Origin of the sequence: Pseudomonas botevensis, from assembly GCF_019145475.1 — a bacterium.
Taxonomy (GTDB): Bacteria; Pseudomonadota; Gammaproteobacteria; order Pseudomonadales; family Pseudomonadaceae; genus Aquipseudomonas; species Aquipseudomonas botevensis.
Genome location: NZ_JAHTKI010000023.1, coordinates 107,025 through 121,469, shown reverse-complemented (window position 1 = coordinate 121,469; position 14,445 = coordinate 107,025). Strand labels below are relative to the sequence as shown.

Sequence of the window (14,445 nt, the reverse complement as noted above, 5' to 3'; positions counted from 1 at the left end):
TCTTCTTAATTCTTTGCGACAGCGGGTTGGGCTGTCGTCGGCGCTACTGGTTCCCGCCAGCCAACGGCGAGGCCGTTGGCGTAGCGCAGATCGATGCGCGCAATGTTCGTAATCTGTTCTTTAAGCGTCTTGTCGTAGATGGCAATGAAGCGGCGCATCTTTTCCACCAGGTTGCCGCGTCCCAGCAGCAGTTCGATCCCAGGGCCGGCACTGCCGGCGCCGGTGGTCAGGAACCAGCTGCCACGCTCACGCAATTCGAGTCGCGCGATCGAGAAGCCCAATGGCCTGAGCATCTGGCTCAGCACCTGGTATTGCTGCATCACTTGCTGCTGCGCCCGCTGCGGGCCGAACAGCTGTGGCAGGTGTTCGTAGTTCGCCAGTTCCTTGGGCGTGAACGCCTGGCCCTGGTTGTTGAGCAGCGACTCGTCGCCCCAACGGGCCACCGGCAGCTGCTCTTCGAGGCGGATCACCACCTGGTCCGGCCACACCCGACGTACTTCGGCATGGGCGATCCACGGCATCTGCTCAAGCTCGGTACGCATGCTCGCCAGATCGATGGTGAAGAAGCTCGACGCCACGTACGGGGCGATTCGCTGCTGCACCGCCTGCTGGCTGATGTAGCTCAGGTCGCCCTGCACCGCGATCTTGGTGATCGGCCGGTCGGCGTACGGCAGCAGCCGTTGCGCGCCTTCGTAAGTGCCGAAGCCGAGCGCCACCAGCAGCACCGGCCAGAACAGACCTTTCAGGAAGCCGAAATTGGCTTTTGGCAGGCGCGCGGACATCGGCTCTTTGGCCACCATTCGGCTGGCACCGCGCGGCACTGGCTTGCGGCCAGGTGCGGGTGGCTGATGTCTGAGTTGTGCGCCTTGCATGGTCTTAACCTCGCGCCTCTTTGTGACCGGCTTCCACGCTGGCGGCCAGGATGGCCAGAACCAGTTGCTGGAAATCCAGACCGGCAGCCTTGGCCGCCATCGGCACCAGACTGTGATCGGTCATGCCCGGTGCGGTGTTCACTTCCAGGAACCAGAACTGCCCGTCGGCGTCCTGCATCACGTCCGCCCTGCCCCAACCGGCGATACCCAGCGCCTCACAGGCCTTGTCCGTGAGATCCATGAGTTCCTTTTCCTTGGCGGCATCCAGCCCGCACGGAATGCGGTACTGGGTATCGTTGGCGATGTACTTGGCGTCGTAGTCGTAAAACGTGTGGGGCGTACCCAGGGCGATTGGAGGCAACACCTGGTCACGCAGGGTGGCGATGGTGAACTCCGGACCGTGGATCCATTGCTCGACCAACACTTGCGAATCGTAGGTACTGGCCGCTTTCCAGGCGTCGATCAACTCGGACGCGGAAGTCACTTTGGCCATCCCGATACTTGAACCTTCATGCGCCGGTTTGACGATCAAAGGGAAGCCCAGTTCCGTCGCTGCCGAAATACAATCGGCCTCGCTGCACAGCACGGCATGACGCGGCGTCGGAATCCCGAGGCTGTGCCAGACCTGCTTGGTGCGCAGCTTGTCCATCGCCAGTGCCGAAGCCAGGATGCCGCTGCCGGTGTACGGAATGCCGGCCACTTCGAGCAGGCCCTGCATGCTGCCGTCTTCACCGCCGCGACCGTGGAGGATGATGAAGGCGCGATCGATCTTCTCGCTCAGCAGACGCTGGAGAATGTCCGCGCCGACGTCGATACCGAACGCATCCACACCGGCACTTTGCAGCGCGCTGAGCACGGCGTTGCCGGATTTCAGCGAAACCTCACGCTCGGCGCTCAGGCCGCCGAACAGCACGGCCACGCGGCCGAAGTCTTTCGGCGCGATGGTGGAGAACAGGTTGGCGTAGGCAGCAGTCATTTCAACTTCCCCTCGACCGAAGCCGCGACGGCACCGGCGAACAACTCACTTTTCAACAGTTTCGGTGCGAGACCGCCGATATCACCGGCGCCCTGGCACAGCAGAATGTCGCCGGCACGCAGCAGCGGCTTGACCACCGGCGCGAGGTCGACACCACGCTCGATGTAGATCGGGTCGAGCTGACCGCGCTGACGGATGCTGTTGCACAGCTTGCGGCTGTCGGCACCCGGGATCGGCTCTTCGCCGGCCGGATAGACTTCCATCAGCAGCAGCACGTTGGCGTCGGCCAGGACCTGGACGAAATCGTCGTACAGGTCGCGGGTGCGGCTATAACGGTGCGGCTGGTAGACCATCACCAGACGGCGCTCCGGCCAGCCACCGCGCACGGCTTTGATCACAGCCGCGACTTCAGTCGGGTGGTGACCGTAGTCATCGACCAGCATTACGCTGCCACCGTCCACCGGCAGTTCGCCGTAGACCTGGAAGCGTCGACCGACCCCCTGGAAACCCGACAGGCCCTGGACGATGGCTTCATCGCTGACGCCTTCGTCGGTGGCGATGCAAATGGTCGCCAGGGAATTGAGCACGTTGTGGTTGCCGGGCATGTTCACCGACACTTCCAGTGGCTCACGGTCAGGACGCAGCACGGTGAAGAAGGTCTGCATGCCCTGCTGGCGCACATTGATCGCGCGCACGTCAGCGTCTTCGCTGAAGCCGTAGGTCACGGTCGGACGTTTGACCTGCGGCAGGATTTCACGCACCACCGGATCGTCCAGGCACATCACCGCCAGACCATAGAACGGCAGGTTGTGCAGGAATTCGACGAAGGTTTTCTTCAGTTTGTTGAAGTCACCGTCGTAGGTCGCCATGTGGTCGGCGTCGATGTTGGTCACCACCGCCACCAGCGGTTGCAGATGCAGGAAGCTCGCATCGCTCTCGTCGGCTTCGGCGATCAGGTAACGGCTGGTGCCGAGCTGGGCATTGGTGCCCGCCGCATTCAGACGGCCACCGATGACGAACGTCGGGTCCAGGCCACCGGCAGCGAACACCGAAGCGATCAGGCTGGTGGTGGTGGTCTTGCCGTGAGTACCGGCGACGGCGATGCCGTGGCGATAGCGCATCAGCTCGGCGAGCATTTCGGCACGCGGCACCACCGGGATACGGCGTTCCAGCGCGGTCGCCACTTCCGGGTTGGACGTGTTGACGGCACTGGACACCACCAGCACGTCGGCGGCAGCGGCGTTCTCGGCGCGGTGACCGATGAAGATCTGCGCGCCGAAGGACTCCAGGCGCTCGGTGACCGGCGATGCTTTAAGGTCGGAGCCGGACACGGCGTAACCCAGGTTCAGCAATACTTCGGCGATGCCGCACATGCCCACGCCGCCGATGCCGACGAAGTGGATGCGACGGATGCGGCGCATTTCCGGTTGCGGCATGGCTTTCTGATTCTCAACCATGGGCCACCTCCAGACAGGTATCGACCACACTGCGGGTGGCTTCGGGTTTCGCCAGACGGCGGGCCGCTTGGGCCATTTGTTCGAGTCGTTGCGGTTGCATCAAGACCTCTGTCAGGCGCGCGGCAAGGTTTGCGGCGCCAGTCGTTCTTTGCGGCATCAGGAAGGCAGCGCCTTCACGGGCCAAATAATCGGCGTTGCGGGTCTGGTGATCGTCGATCGCGTGGGGCAAGGGCACCAGCATCGAGGGCAGACCGGCGGCAGCCAGCTCACTGATGGTCAACGCGCCTGCACGGCACACCACCAGATCAGCCCAGCCATAGGCCTGGGCCATGTCTTTGATGAACGGCTGCACCTGCGCCTCGACGCCGGCGGCGCGATAGCGCTCTGCAGTCACTTCATCGTGGTTTCTGCCGGCCTGATGAAACACCTCCGGACGCAAATCGGCAGCGACTTGCGCCAGGGCTTCAGGCAGCAACTTGTTCAACGGCTCTGCTCCGAGGCTTCCGCCCAGGATCAGCAAACGCGCCTTGCGACCGGCCAGGGCCGGGCGCGGTGTTTCGAGGAACAGCTCGCTGCGCACCGGGTTCCCGGTGGTACGGCGGCTGTCCGACAGGGTAAAGGTGTCGGGGAACGCTTCACACACCCGGGCGGCGAACGGCACCAGCAACCGATTGGCGGTGCCGGCCACGGCGTTCTGCTCGTGAACGATCACCGGCACGCCGGCCAGTTTGGCGGCAACCCCGCCAGGACCGGTCACATAACCACCGAAGCCGACCACACACACCGGACGCAGGCGGCGCATGATCGCCCGCGCCTGCCAGACCGACTTGAGCAGCATGAACGGCGCCTTGAGCAGCGACAGCTTGCCCTTGCCGCGCAGACCGCTGGCGTTGATGCGATGCAATTCCAGACCGGCCGCTGGCACCAGATCGTTCTCGATCCCGCGCGGCGTGCCGAGCCAGTGCACGGTGTAACCGCGCGCCTGAAACTCACGGGCACAGGCCAGCGCCGGGAACACGTGGCCGCCGGTGCCGCCGGCCATGATCAATACGTTAGCGCCCATGATGCGGCTCCTCGGCGAAGTCGCTCTCCTGGAATTCCATCTCTTCGCTGCCCAGGTGGGTTCGGCTCTCCCACTCGATCCTCAGCAACAGGCCAAGGCAGGCGCAGCAGATCACCAGGGAGCTGCCGCCATAACTGAGGAACGGCAGAGTCAGGCCCTTGGTCGGCAACAGGCCGACGTTCACGCCGATGTTGATCAGGAACTGACCGATCCAGAGGAACGACAGGCCGTAGGCAACATAAGCGGCAAAAAACTGTTTGGCCTTCTCGGCCCACAGACCGATGTACATGCCGCGAATACACACGAACACGAACAGCGCCACGGTGCACAGCGAACCCACCGCGCCGAGTTCCTCGGCCAGTACCGAGAACACGAAGTCGGTGTGGGCTTCCGGCAGGTAGAACTGCTTCTGCACGCTGTTGCCCAGGCCGACGCCCAACCATTCGCCGCGACCGAACGCGATCAACGCCTGGGACAATTGATACCCGGCGCCGAACTGGTCGGCCCATGGGTCGGCGAAGTTGGTCAGACGCGCCATCCGGTACGGTTGCATCTGAATCAGCAACACCACCGCCGCGACCGCCAGCACCACCATCAGCGAGAACCGGAACAGGCCGACGCCGCCGAGGAACAGCATCGCCGCCGCCGCGCCCATCATTACGACCGTGGCGCCAAAGTCCGGCTCCATCAGCAACAGGCCCGCCATCGGCAGCAGCACGATGAACGGCTTGAAGAAGCCCATCCAGCTCTCGCGCACTTCCTTCTGACGACGCACCAGATAACCGGCGAGGTAGATCACCACGAAGACCTTGGCGATCTCCGACGGCTGGACGTTGAAGAAACTGAAGCCGATCCAGCGCATCGAACCGTTCACTTCACGGCCGATCCCCGGAACGATCACCATCACCAGCAGACCGAACGCGCCGATCAGCATCATCCAGCCCAGGCGCTGCCAGGTGGCGATCGGAATCATCATGGTGACGATGCAGGCACCCAGGCCCAGCGCCACGTAGATCAGGTGACGAATCATGTAGTACAGCGCGCTGCCCGACTGGGCCGCCGCCACTTCGGTGGAGGCCGAAGCAATCATGATCAGCCCAAGACCGAGCAACGCCAGGCAACCGGCGAGCATCGGGAAGTCGAGGTCGATACCACGCCCGGTGATGATCGGCGACGGATACGGCTTGATGATATTGCGCAGGCTCATGCCAGATCCTCCACGGCGCGGACGAACTGGTGACCACGGTCTTCGTAATTCTTGAACATGTCGAAACTGGCGCAGGCCGGCGACAGCAGCACCACGTCACCCGATTGGGCGGCGGCGCGGCATTGCTCAACGGCTTCAACCAGGGAGCCTGCACGAATCAGCGGCACGCCATCGCCGATGGCCTCGCCGATCTTGTCGGAGTCGCGGCCCATCAGGATCACGGCGCGGCAGTTGGCCGCCACCGGATCGCGCAGATCCTTGAATTCGGCACCCTTGCCGTCGCCGCCGGCGATCAACACGATCTTGCCTTCGATATCCGCCCCCAGGCCTTCGATGGCCGCCAGGGCGGCGCCGACGTTGGTGGCTTTGGAGTCGTTGTAATAGCCGACGCCGTCCAGATCACGGACCCACTGGCAGCGATGCTCGAGGCCGGCGAAGTTGCGCAAGGCCGCGAGCATGGCATCGAACGGCAGGCCGACGGCATGGCCGAGCGCCAGCGCCGCCAGGGCATTGGACTGGTTGTGCGCGCCGCGAACCTTCAACTCACGCACCGGCATCAGGTTCTGGAATTCGAAGGCCAGGTATTTCTCGCCATTCTCTTCACGCAGACCGAACGCCTTGAAATCCGGTTTGCTCAGGCCGAACGTCCAGCATGGCTGGCCCTCGCCCATCAGCGGCCGGGTCAGGGCGTCCTGACGGTTCACCACAAACTGCTTCGCGCCCCGGAAGATCCGGTGTTTGGCCAGGTGGTAAGCCGGCAGACCGCTGTAGCGATCCATATGGTCTTCGCTGATGTTGAGCACGGTCGCCACTTCGGCGTTGAGCTGATCGGTGGTTTCCAGCTGGAAACTCGACAACTCCATCACGTACAACTCGACATCATCGCTGAGCAGGTCCAGCGCCGGGGTGCCGAGGTTGCCGCCCACCGCGACGCGCTTGCCGGCCGCAGCCGCCATCTCGCCGACCAGGGTGGTGACGGTGCTTTTCGCATTGGAACCGCTGATGGCCACGATCGGCGCCTTCGCGTTACGCGCGAACAGCTCGATGTCACCGGACAGTTTCACCCCACGGGCGGCGGCGGCTTGCAGGGCCGGAGTCGCCAGCGCCAGGCCGGGGCTCACGTAGAGCTCGTCGGCACGGCACAGGAATTCCACGTCCAGCTCGCCACAACGCACTTCCACGTGCGGATAGTCACGCTTGAGCGTGGCCAGTTCCGGTGGATTTTCCCGCGTATCGGCCACGGCAAACGCCACGCCCCGGTTCGCCAGGAAGCGAACCAGGGACATGCCGCTCTTGCCGAGGCCGACAACGATGCGGAAGTGGTCAGAAGCGATCAGAGACACTCGTTCTACCTCAGCTTCAGGGTGGCAAGGCCGATCAGCACGAGAATCACGGTGATGATCCAGAAACGGACGATCACACGCGGCTCGGGCCAGCCCTTGAGTTCAAAGTGGTGGTGAATCGGCGCCATGCGGAACACACGACGGCCGGTCAGTTTGAAGGACGCTACCTGGATGACGACCGACAGGGTCTCCATCACGAACACGCCGCCCATGATGAACAGGACGATTTCCTGACGGACGATCACCGCGATGGTGCCCAGGGCTGCGCCCAGCGCCAGCGCGCCGACGTCGCCCATGAAGACTTGGGCCGGATAGGTGTTGAACCACAGGAAACCCAGCCCGGCGCCGATCAGCGCACCGCAGAACACGATCAGCTCGCCCGCGCCCGGCACATACGGGATCAGCAGGTATTCGGCGAATTTCACGTTACCCGACAGGTAGCAGAAGATGCCCAGGCCACCACCGACCATCACGGTCGGCATGATCGCCAGACCGTCGAGGCCGTCGGTCAGGTTGACCGCGTTGCTCGAACCGACGATCACGAAGTAGGTCAGCACGATGAACCCGGCGCCCAGCGGAATGCTGTAGTCCTTGAGCATCGGCAGGATCAGGGTGGTTTCCACCGGCGTGGCGGCGGTCATATAAAGGAAGATCGCCGCGCCGAGGCCGAACACCGACTGCCAGAAGTATTTCCAGCGGCTCGGCAGGCCACGGGAGTTCTTCTCGATCACCTTGCGGTAGTCGTCGACCCAGCCGATGGCACCGAACAGCAGGGTCACCAGCAGCACAGTCCAGACATAACGGTTGCTCAGGTCCGCCCAGAGCAAGGTGCTGACGCCGATGGACGACAGGATCAGCGCGCCGCCCATGGTCGGCGTACCGGACTTGGACAGGTGCGATTGCGGGCCGTCGTTACGTACCGACTGGCCGATCTGACGGTTCTGCAGGGTGCGGATCATCCACGGGCCATAGCACAGCGACAAAACCAGCGCGGTCAGCACACCGAGAATCCCGCGCAGGGTCAGGTACTGGAAGACCGCGAAGCCTTTGTAGAACTGTTGCAGATACTCCGCTAGCAGCAGCAGCATTAATGTTTCTCCAGACTGGACCCGCACAGGGCCGCAACGATGTTTTCCATCGCTGCGCTGCGCGAACCCTTGATCAAAATGGTGGTGTTTGTGTCCTGCTCGGCGTCGAGGGCCTGGATCAGTTCGGCCTGGCTGGCGAAGTGATGCGCCGCGCTGCCGAATGCGTTCACGGCGTGAACCATGTTCGGCCCGACCGCGTAAAGTGCGGAAACCTTGCCCCGGGCGTACTCGCCCACGTCGCGGTGCCCCTGCTCCGCCCAGTCGCCCAACTCGCCGATATCTCCGAGCACCAGGACGGTGCGACCGGAAAAGCCGGCGAGTATATCAACGGCCGCGCACATGGAGGTGGGGTTCGCGTTGTAAGTGTCATCGATCACGCGCATGCCGTTTTTCGCCAGTTGCGCGACGGTGCGACCCTTGACCGGTTGTACCGCGCCAAGGCCAGTGGCGATGCCGAACAGTGACACGCCCAGCGCGTGGGCGGCAGCGGCGGCGGCCATGGCGTTGGCGACGTTGTGAGTGCCGAGCAGATTCAGTTGCACCCGCTCCGAACCTTCAGGCGTGTGCAGGGTGAACGCCGGGCAGCCCCGGGCATCGGTGGCCAGATCGCTGGCATGGAAATCCGCCTGAGGATTGCTCAGGGCGAACGTCAGCACCTTGCGTCCGGCCGCGCGGGCCTTCCAGATGCCGAAGGCCTTGTCATCGAGGTTCAGCACGGCGACGCCATCGGCCGCCAGCCCTTCGATGATTTCGCCCTTGGCCTCGACGATTTTCTCCGGCCCGCCGAACTCACCGACGTGTGCGGTGCCGGCATTGTTGAGGATCGCCACGTGAGGCTTGGTCAGCCCGACCGTATACGCGATTTCCCCCAGGCGCGAGGCGCCCAGCTCGATCACCGCCGCGCTGTGTTCCGGGGCGAGTTCGAGCAGGGTCAGCGGCACGCCGAGGTCGTTGTTCAGGTTGCCACGGGTGGCCAGCACCGAACCCCGGGTGCGCAGGATGCTCGCGAGCATTTCCTTGACCGTGGTCTTGCCGCTGGAACCGGTCACTGCCGCCACCGGCTGGGTAAACGCGGCACGGTTGAGCGCGCCCAGTTGACCGAGGGCCTGACGGGTGTCCTTGACCAGCAATTGCGGCAACGCGCTGTCGGCGACCTCGCGTTCGACCAGTGCGGCCACCGCGCCTTTGCCGGCGACTTCGTTCAGATAGTCATGACCGTCGAAACGCGGGCCGGTCAGCGCAATGAACAGTTGTCCGGGCTTGATCGCCCGACTGTCGATGCTGACACCGTCGAAAGCGGCATCGCCGCTGATCAGGCGTGCGTCGAGGGCGTTGGTCAGTTCACTGAGTTTCAGGGCCTTAAGCATGGGCCACCTCCCACGCGGTCAGGGCACGGTCGGCCTCGACCAGATCGGAAAAGTCATGGCGCACGCCGTTGATTTCCTGATAGTCCTCGTGCCCCTTGCCGGCCAGCACCACGACGTCGTCCGCCGATGCGCTGGCGATCAACCGGGCGATGGCCTGACCACGACCGGCCACGAAAGTGACGTTATCCACAGCCGAGAAACCGGCGCGGATGTCGTCGAAAATCACCGCCGGATCTTCCGTGCGCGGGTTGTCGTCGGTGACCAGCACACGGTCGGCCAGACGTTCGACCACTTCGGCCATCAGCGGACGCTTGCCGCGATCACGGTCGCCGCCGCAGCCGAACAGGCACAGCAACTGACCTTTGACGTGCGGGCGCAGCGCGGTCAGAACTTTTTCCAGGGCATCCGGGGTGTGGGCGTAATCGACCACCACCAGCGGCTGAGTGCCGCCACCCAGACGCTGCATGCGTCCGGCCGGGCCTTCGAGCTTCGGCAGCACTTTAAGAATTTCATCGAGGGCGTAGTCCAGCCCCAACAAGGCACCGACCGCCGCCAATACGTTGCTCAGATTGAAACGGCCAAGCAACGTGCTGCGCAGATGATGCTCGCCCTGCGGCGTCACCAGCGTGGCACGGACGCCGTGGTCGTCGAACTGCGCTTCGCGGCAATACAGATAGGCGCTCTTGTCGAGCAGGCTGTAGGTGATCAGACGCGATTCGCGCTGCTGCGCCGCCAGTTGCCGGCCGAAGTCGTCATCGAGATTGACGACGCGGCATTTCAAATCATTCCAGGCGAACAGTTTGGCCTTGGCTTCGCCATAGGCCTGCATGGTGCCGTGGTAATCGAGGTGATCGCGGGACAGGTTGGTCATCACCGCCACGTCGAACGCCAGCGCGGTGACCCGGCCCTGATCCAGACCATGTGACGAGACTTCCATGGCCACGGCCTTGGCGCCGGCCTTTTTCAGGTCGCCCAGGGTCGCCTGCATGGCAATCGGGTTCGGCGTGGTGTGCAGGCCGCTTTCCAGAGAACCATGGAAACCGGAGCCGAGCGTGCCGACGATGCCGCAGTGCTGACCGAGCAGATCCAGCGCCTGCGCGACCAGTTGGGTCACGCTGGTCTTGCCGTTGGTGCCGGTCACGCCGATCAGGTTCAGATGATGGCTTGGCTCACCGTAAAAACGTCCGGCGATGTCCGACAGTTGCGCTGCCAGCCCTTTGACCGGGATCAGCGGCACGTCAGTGATCGGCAGCACGGTGGCGCCTTCCACTTCGTAAGCCACCGCCGCCGCGCCACGCGCCAGCGCGTCGCCGATGTGGGCACGACCGTCGAATTTTCCGCCCGGCACCGCGAGGAACAGGTCGCCCGCACGCACATTGCGACTGTCCAGCGCCAGTTCACGAATCAACAGATCGTGGCCGGCGTGGGGGAATATCTTGTTCAGACTCAGAGACATCAGCCGCGCCCTCCATTGGCTTTCAGCGGAACAGCCGGGGTTGCGTTGGCTTGTTGGGTAGTCGGCAGGTTGTCCGGGGTGATGTTCATCAGACGCAGGGTGCCGGACATCACACGGCTGAACACCGGCGCCGAAACCAGACCACCGAAGTAACCGGCCTTGGTCGGTTCATCGATCACCACGACGATTGCATAACGCGGATCGCTCATCGGGCCGAAACCGGCGAACAGCGAGCGGTAGGAGTTCTCGGCGTAGCCCTTGGTGCCCACCGACGTCTTGCGCGCCGTACCCGATTTGCCTGCAACGTGATAAGCCGGCACCTGCGCACGGAACACACCGCGCGGCGCCTCAATCACTTGTTGCAGCATGCCTTGCATGGTTTTCGCAACCGCTTCCGGCAGCACCTGGGTGGTCTGCGGCATCTTGTCGGTTTTGATCAGGGTCAGTGGCGCGATCCGGCCGTTGTTCGCCAACGCGGAGAAGGCGTGGACCAACTGGATCGCGGTCACCGAGATACCGTAGCCATAGGACAGCGTCGCGGTCTCGGCCTTGCGCCAGTCGCGGTAGTTCGGCAGGTTGCCGACGCGCTCGCCCGGGAAGCCGAGGCCGGTGTCCTGGCCGAGGCCGACTTTCTGTGCGAGACGGAAAATGGTTTCGCCGCCGATGTCGAACGCGACCTTACTCATGCCGACGTTACTGGAATTGATCAGAATGCCGGTCAGGTCGAGTACCGGACCTTCGGTCTTGGACACGTCCTTGATGGTGTATTTGCCGATCTGCAGCGAGCCCGGATACACCTCGACGGTGTCGCTCGGTTTCCAGCGGCCGGTTTCGATCGCGGCGCTCATCGAGATTGCCTTCATGGTCGAACCCGGTTCGAACACGTCGATCATCGCGCGGTTACGCATCATCGCCGGTTGCAGGTTGCGCCGGTTGTTCGGGTTGTAGGTCGGCTGGTTGACCATCGCGAGGATCTCGCCGGTCTTCACATCCATGATCACCAGACTGCCGGCCTTGGCGCCGTTCTCGATGATCGCGTTGCGCAGCTCGCGGTTGGCCAGGTATTGCAGGCGCAGGTCAATGGACAACGCCAAGGGCTTGCCGGCCTTGGCGTTCTTGGTGACCTGGACGTCCTTGATCAGCCGTCCGCGCCGATCCTTGATGACCTGTCGCTTGCCGGGCACGCCGGCCAGCCACTCGTCGTACGCCAGCTCGACACCTTCACGACCGTGGTCATCGATATCGGTGAAACCGACCATGTGCGCGGTGACTTCACCGGCCGGGTAGAAGCGGCGGAATTCTTCGATGCCGTAGACGCCCGGCACTTTCAGGTCGAGCACGGCCTGGCCCTGCTCGGGGGTCAACCCGCGCACCAGATAAATGAATTCTTTGTTCGCCTGGGCTTCGAGACGCTCGGCCAGGGCTTTCGGGTCCTGCCCCAGCGCGGCAGCCAGTGCTGGCCACTTCTCTTTGGCCAGTTGCATTTCCTTGGCGTTGGCCCACAACGTGGTCACCGGCGTACTGACAGCCAATGGCTCGCCGTTGCGGTCGGTGATCAGGCCACGGTGCGCCGGAATCGGAATGTGACGAACGCTGCGCGCATCGCCCTGACCCTTGAGGAAGTCACGGTCGACCACTTGCAGGTCGATGATGCGCCAGCAGATCGCTGCCACCATGATGCCGAGCAAGCCCACCACCAGACGGAAGCGCCACGGGAAGAGTGCCCCTTCGAGTTTCATCATGGCGCCACCATCTTCACGTCAGCCGCGCCCGGAATGTGCATCTTCAGTTGTTCGGTGGCCAGCACTTCGATCCGGCTGTGCGCGGTCCAGGTGCTCTGTTCGAGAATCAGCCGGCCCCACTCGGCCTGCGCCTTGTCGCGCACGCTGAGTTCGTTGTACAGGGTGTTGAGCAACTGGCGGTTCCAGTGGGCGCTGTAAGACACGCCGATGGCCGACACGAGCACGCCGATAAACAGCAGCAGCATGAAAAAGCTGCCGCCGGGCAACGGCTTGGCGAAGAGCTTGCTCACCGCAGCTTCTCCGCGACGCGCATCACGGCGCTACGGGAACGTGGGTTGGCCTTGAGTTCGGCGTCGGAGGCCGTCTGCGCTTTGCCATGGACTTTGATTTTCGGTTCGAACGCAACGTGGCGAACCGGCAGGTTGCGCGGCAGGTTGTCGGCTTCGCCTTTCACCAGCTTGCGCATGAACAGTTTGACGATGCGGTCTTCCAGCGAGTGGAAGCTGATGACGACCAGACGACCGCCCACTTCCAGGGCTTCCAGCGCGGCATCGAGGCCGGCTTCCAGATCGCCCAGTTCGTTGTTGACGTGAATGCGCAGCCCCTGGAACGCGCGCGTGGCCGGGTTCTTGCCCTTTTCCCACGCCGGGTTGGCGACTTTCAGGACTTCGGCCAGATCGGCGGTGCGCTCGAACGGCTTGATATCGCGACGCTCGACCACGGCACGGGCCATGCGGCCGGAGAAACGTTCTTCGCCGTATTCCTTGAATACACGGGCGATTTCTTCCACTGGCGCGGTGTTGACGAACTCGGCGGCGCTGATGCCACGCGCCGGGTTCATGCGCATGTCCAGCGGGCCGTCGTTGAGGAAACTGAAGCCGCGCTCGGCATCGTCGAGCTGCGGCGAAGACACACCCAGGTCGAGCAGAATGCCGCTGACCTTGCCGGCCATGCCGCGTTCGGCGACTTCCGAACCAAGCTCGGCAAAGCTGCGCTGCACAACGACAAAGCGGCCGTCTTCGGCCGCTAGCGTTTGCCCGGTGGCAATCGCTTGAGGATCTTTGTCGAATCCGAGGAGCCGGCCATCGGGACCGAGCTTGCTGAGGATCAACCGGCTGTGCCCGCCGCGCCCGAACGTGCCGTCCAGATAGCAGCCATCAGGACGTACGGCGAGAGCCTCGACGGCTTCGTCAAGCAGTACGGTGATGTGGTTAAAGCCGCTATCAATAGTCACAGGATCAGATCACGCAGTTCGTCAGGCATGGCGCCCGGTTGTTGTATGGCAGCCAGGTCAGCGGCGGAAACCGCATTCCAGGCATCTTCGTCCCACAGCTGGAACTTGTTCAGTTGGCCCACCAGCATTGCCCGCTTGTCGAGCTTTGCGTATTCGCGCAGACGCGGCGGAACCAGAAAACGACCACTGCCGTCGAGTTCGAGGTCGACGGCGTTACCAATCAATAAACGTTGCAGGCGACGGTTCTCTTCGCGAAGCGAAGGGAGTGCGCGCAGTTTGGTTTCGATAATTTCCCACTCATCGAGCGGGTAGACACACAAACACGGATCAACGGCGTCGATCGTCACGATCAACTGCCCGGAACTACGCGAATCGAGCTCGTCACGGTACCGGCTCGGCATGGCGAGACGGCCCTTTGCATCGAGACTGATAGCGTTAGCTCCGCGAAACACGTCAGCGTTTCTCCATTTTTTAGCGTTTTGAGCTCAAAAAACCCACTTCATGCCACTTTCCGCCACTTGCGCACACTATAGGAATGCGCCCACCACACCGTCAAGGCGCGGATTAAAGGAAAACCCTTACAGAACGGAGATTTAGGAGCATAAAAGGAGAGGTAACGAGAATCTGACGGAGACTGGCG

Annotated in this window: 13 protein-coding genes; all 13 read right to left on the bottom strand. The window is 63.2% G+C overall.

What is annotated here, in order from left to right; all coding sequences use genetic code 11:
- Window positions 1-5: 5 nt before the first annotated feature.
- Genes KVQ74_RS24260 through mraZ form a run of 13 tightly spaced genes read right to left on the bottom strand, consistent with a single transcriptional unit; the run spans window position 6 to window position 14,257 of the window.
- The gene (locus tag KVQ74_RS24260) at window positions 6-872 is read right to left on the bottom strand and encodes a cell division protein FtsQ/DivIB (protein ID WP_217833896.1); all 867 of its coding nucleotides are present in this window, start codon (window positions 870-872) and stop codon (window positions 6-8) included.
- A gap of 4 nt (window positions 873-876) precedes the next feature.
- Window positions 877-1,848 carry a D-alanine--D-alanine ligase gene (locus KVQ74_RS24255; protein WP_217833895.1) on the bottom strand — a complete coding sequence of 324 codons (972 nt, stop codon included), beginning with the start codon at window positions 1,846-1,848 and terminating at the stop codon, window positions 877-879.
- Complete coding sequence (gene murC, locus KVQ74_RS24250; RefSeq protein ID WP_217833894.1) at window positions 1,845-3,305, bottom strand: UDP-N-acetylmuramate--L-alanine ligase; 1,461 nt, start codon at window positions 3,303-3,305, stop codon at window positions 1,845-1,847. The genes KVQ74_RS24255 and murC overlap by 4 nt, the downstream gene beginning before the upstream one ends.
- A complete protein-coding gene (gene murG / locus KVQ74_RS24245) occupies window positions 3,298-4,368 on the bottom strand; it encodes an undecaprenyldiphospho-muramoylpentapeptide beta-N-acetylglucosaminyltransferase (protein ID WP_217833893.1) in 1,071 nt (356 codons plus the stop codon). The genes murC and murG overlap by 8 nt, the downstream gene beginning before the upstream one ends.
- Window positions 4,358-5,575 (bottom strand): putative lipid II flippase FtsW, encoded by a 1,218-nt coding sequence (ftsW, locus tag KVQ74_RS24240; protein WP_404822733.1) that lies wholly within the window; start codon window positions 5,573-5,575, stop codon window positions 4,358-4,360. The genes murG and ftsW overlap by 11 nt, the downstream gene beginning before the upstream one ends.
- Window positions 5,572-6,918, bottom strand: coding sequence for a UDP-N-acetylmuramoyl-L-alanine--D-glutamate ligase (murD, locus tag KVQ74_RS24235; protein ID WP_217833892.1), 1,347 nt, complete (start codon window positions 6,916-6,918; stop codon window positions 5,572-5,574). The genes ftsW and murD overlap by 4 nt, the downstream gene beginning before the upstream one ends.
- Window positions 6,919-6,923: 5 nt before the next feature.
- Window positions 6,924-8,006 carry a phospho-N-acetylmuramoyl-pentapeptide-transferase gene (mraY, locus tag KVQ74_RS24230; RefSeq protein ID WP_096822832.1) on the bottom strand — a complete coding sequence of 361 codons (1,083 nt, stop codon included), beginning with the start codon at window positions 8,004-8,006 and terminating at the stop codon, window positions 6,924-6,926.
- The gene (locus KVQ74_RS24225; protein WP_217833891.1) at window positions 8,006-9,373 is read right to left on the bottom strand and encodes a UDP-N-acetylmuramoyl-tripeptide--D-alanyl-D-alanine ligase; all 1,368 of its coding nucleotides are present in this window, start codon (window positions 9,371-9,373) and stop codon (window positions 8,006-8,008) included. The genes mraY and KVQ74_RS24225 overlap by 1 nt, the downstream gene beginning before the upstream one ends.
- Window positions 9,366-10,829, bottom strand: coding sequence for a UDP-N-acetylmuramoyl-L-alanyl-D-glutamate--2,6-diaminopimelate ligase (locus KVQ74_RS24220; protein WP_217833890.1), 1,464 nt, complete (start codon window positions 10,827-10,829; stop codon window positions 9,366-9,368). The genes KVQ74_RS24225 and KVQ74_RS24220 overlap by 8 nt, the downstream gene beginning before the upstream one ends.
- On the bottom strand, window positions 10,829-12,568 hold the full coding sequence (locus KVQ74_RS24215; RefSeq protein WP_217833912.1) for a peptidoglycan D,D-transpeptidase FtsI family protein: 1,740 nt from the start codon (window positions 12,566-12,568) through the stop codon (window positions 10,829-10,831). Before KVQ74_RS24215 ends, KVQ74_RS24220 begins: the two co-directional genes overlap by 1 nt.
- Window positions 12,568-12,861, bottom strand: coding sequence for a cell division protein FtsL (gene ftsL / locus KVQ74_RS24210; RefSeq protein ID WP_007956777.1), 294 nt, complete (start codon window positions 12,859-12,861; stop codon window positions 12,568-12,570). The genes KVQ74_RS24215 and ftsL overlap by 1 nt, the downstream gene beginning before the upstream one ends.
- Window positions 12,858-13,805: a 16S rRNA (cytosine(1402)-N(4))-methyltransferase RsmH gene (rsmH, locus tag KVQ74_RS24205; protein WP_404822732.1), complete on the bottom strand. Its 948-nt coding sequence runs from the start codon at window positions 13,803-13,805 to the stop codon at window positions 12,858-12,860. The genes ftsL and rsmH overlap by 4 nt, the downstream gene beginning before the upstream one ends.
- Complete coding sequence (gene mraZ, locus KVQ74_RS24200; RefSeq protein WP_007917012.1) at window positions 13,802-14,257, bottom strand: division/cell wall cluster transcriptional repressor MraZ; 456 nt, start codon at window positions 14,255-14,257, stop codon at window positions 13,802-13,804. The genes rsmH and mraZ overlap by 4 nt, the downstream gene beginning before the upstream one ends.
- Window positions 14,258-14,445: the final 188 nt, after the last annotated feature.

Bases quoted from the DNA above. Each gene is read 5' to 3' on its own strand.
- KVQ74_RS24220 (WP_217833890.1), bottom strand. From the start codon at position 10,829: ATGTCTCTGAGTCTGAACAAGATATTCCCCCACGCCGGCCACGATCTG.
- KVQ74_RS24225 (WP_217833891.1), bottom strand. From the start codon at position 9,373: ATGCTTAAGGCCCTGAAACTCAGTGAACTGACCAACGCCCTCGACGCA.
- mraY (WP_096822832.1), bottom strand. From the start codon at position 8,006: ATGCTGCTGCTGCTAGCGGAGTATCTGCAACAGTTCTACAAAGGCTTC.
- murC (WP_217833894.1), bottom strand. From the start codon at position 3,305: ATGGTTGAGAATCAGAAAGCCATGCCGCAACCGGAAATGCGCCGCATC.
- KVQ74_RS24255 (WP_217833895.1), bottom strand. From the start codon at position 1,848: ATGACTGCTGCCTACGCCAACCTGTTCTCCACCATCGCGCCGAAAGAC.
- KVQ74_RS24215 (WP_217833912.1), bottom strand. From the start codon at position 12,568: ATGAAACTCGAAGGGGCACTCTTCCCGTGGCGCTTCCGTCTGGTGGTG.
- ftsW (WP_404822733.1), bottom strand. From the start codon at position 5,575: ATGAGCCTGCGCAATATCATCAAGCCGTATCCGTCGCCGATCATCACC.
- KVQ74_RS24260 (WP_217833896.1), bottom strand. From the start codon at position 872: ATGCAAGGCGCACAACTCAGACATCAGCCACCCGCACCTGGCCGCAAG.
- murG (WP_217833893.1), bottom strand. From the start codon at position 4,368: ATGGGCGCTAACGTATTGATCATGGCCGGCGGCACCGGCGGCCACGTG.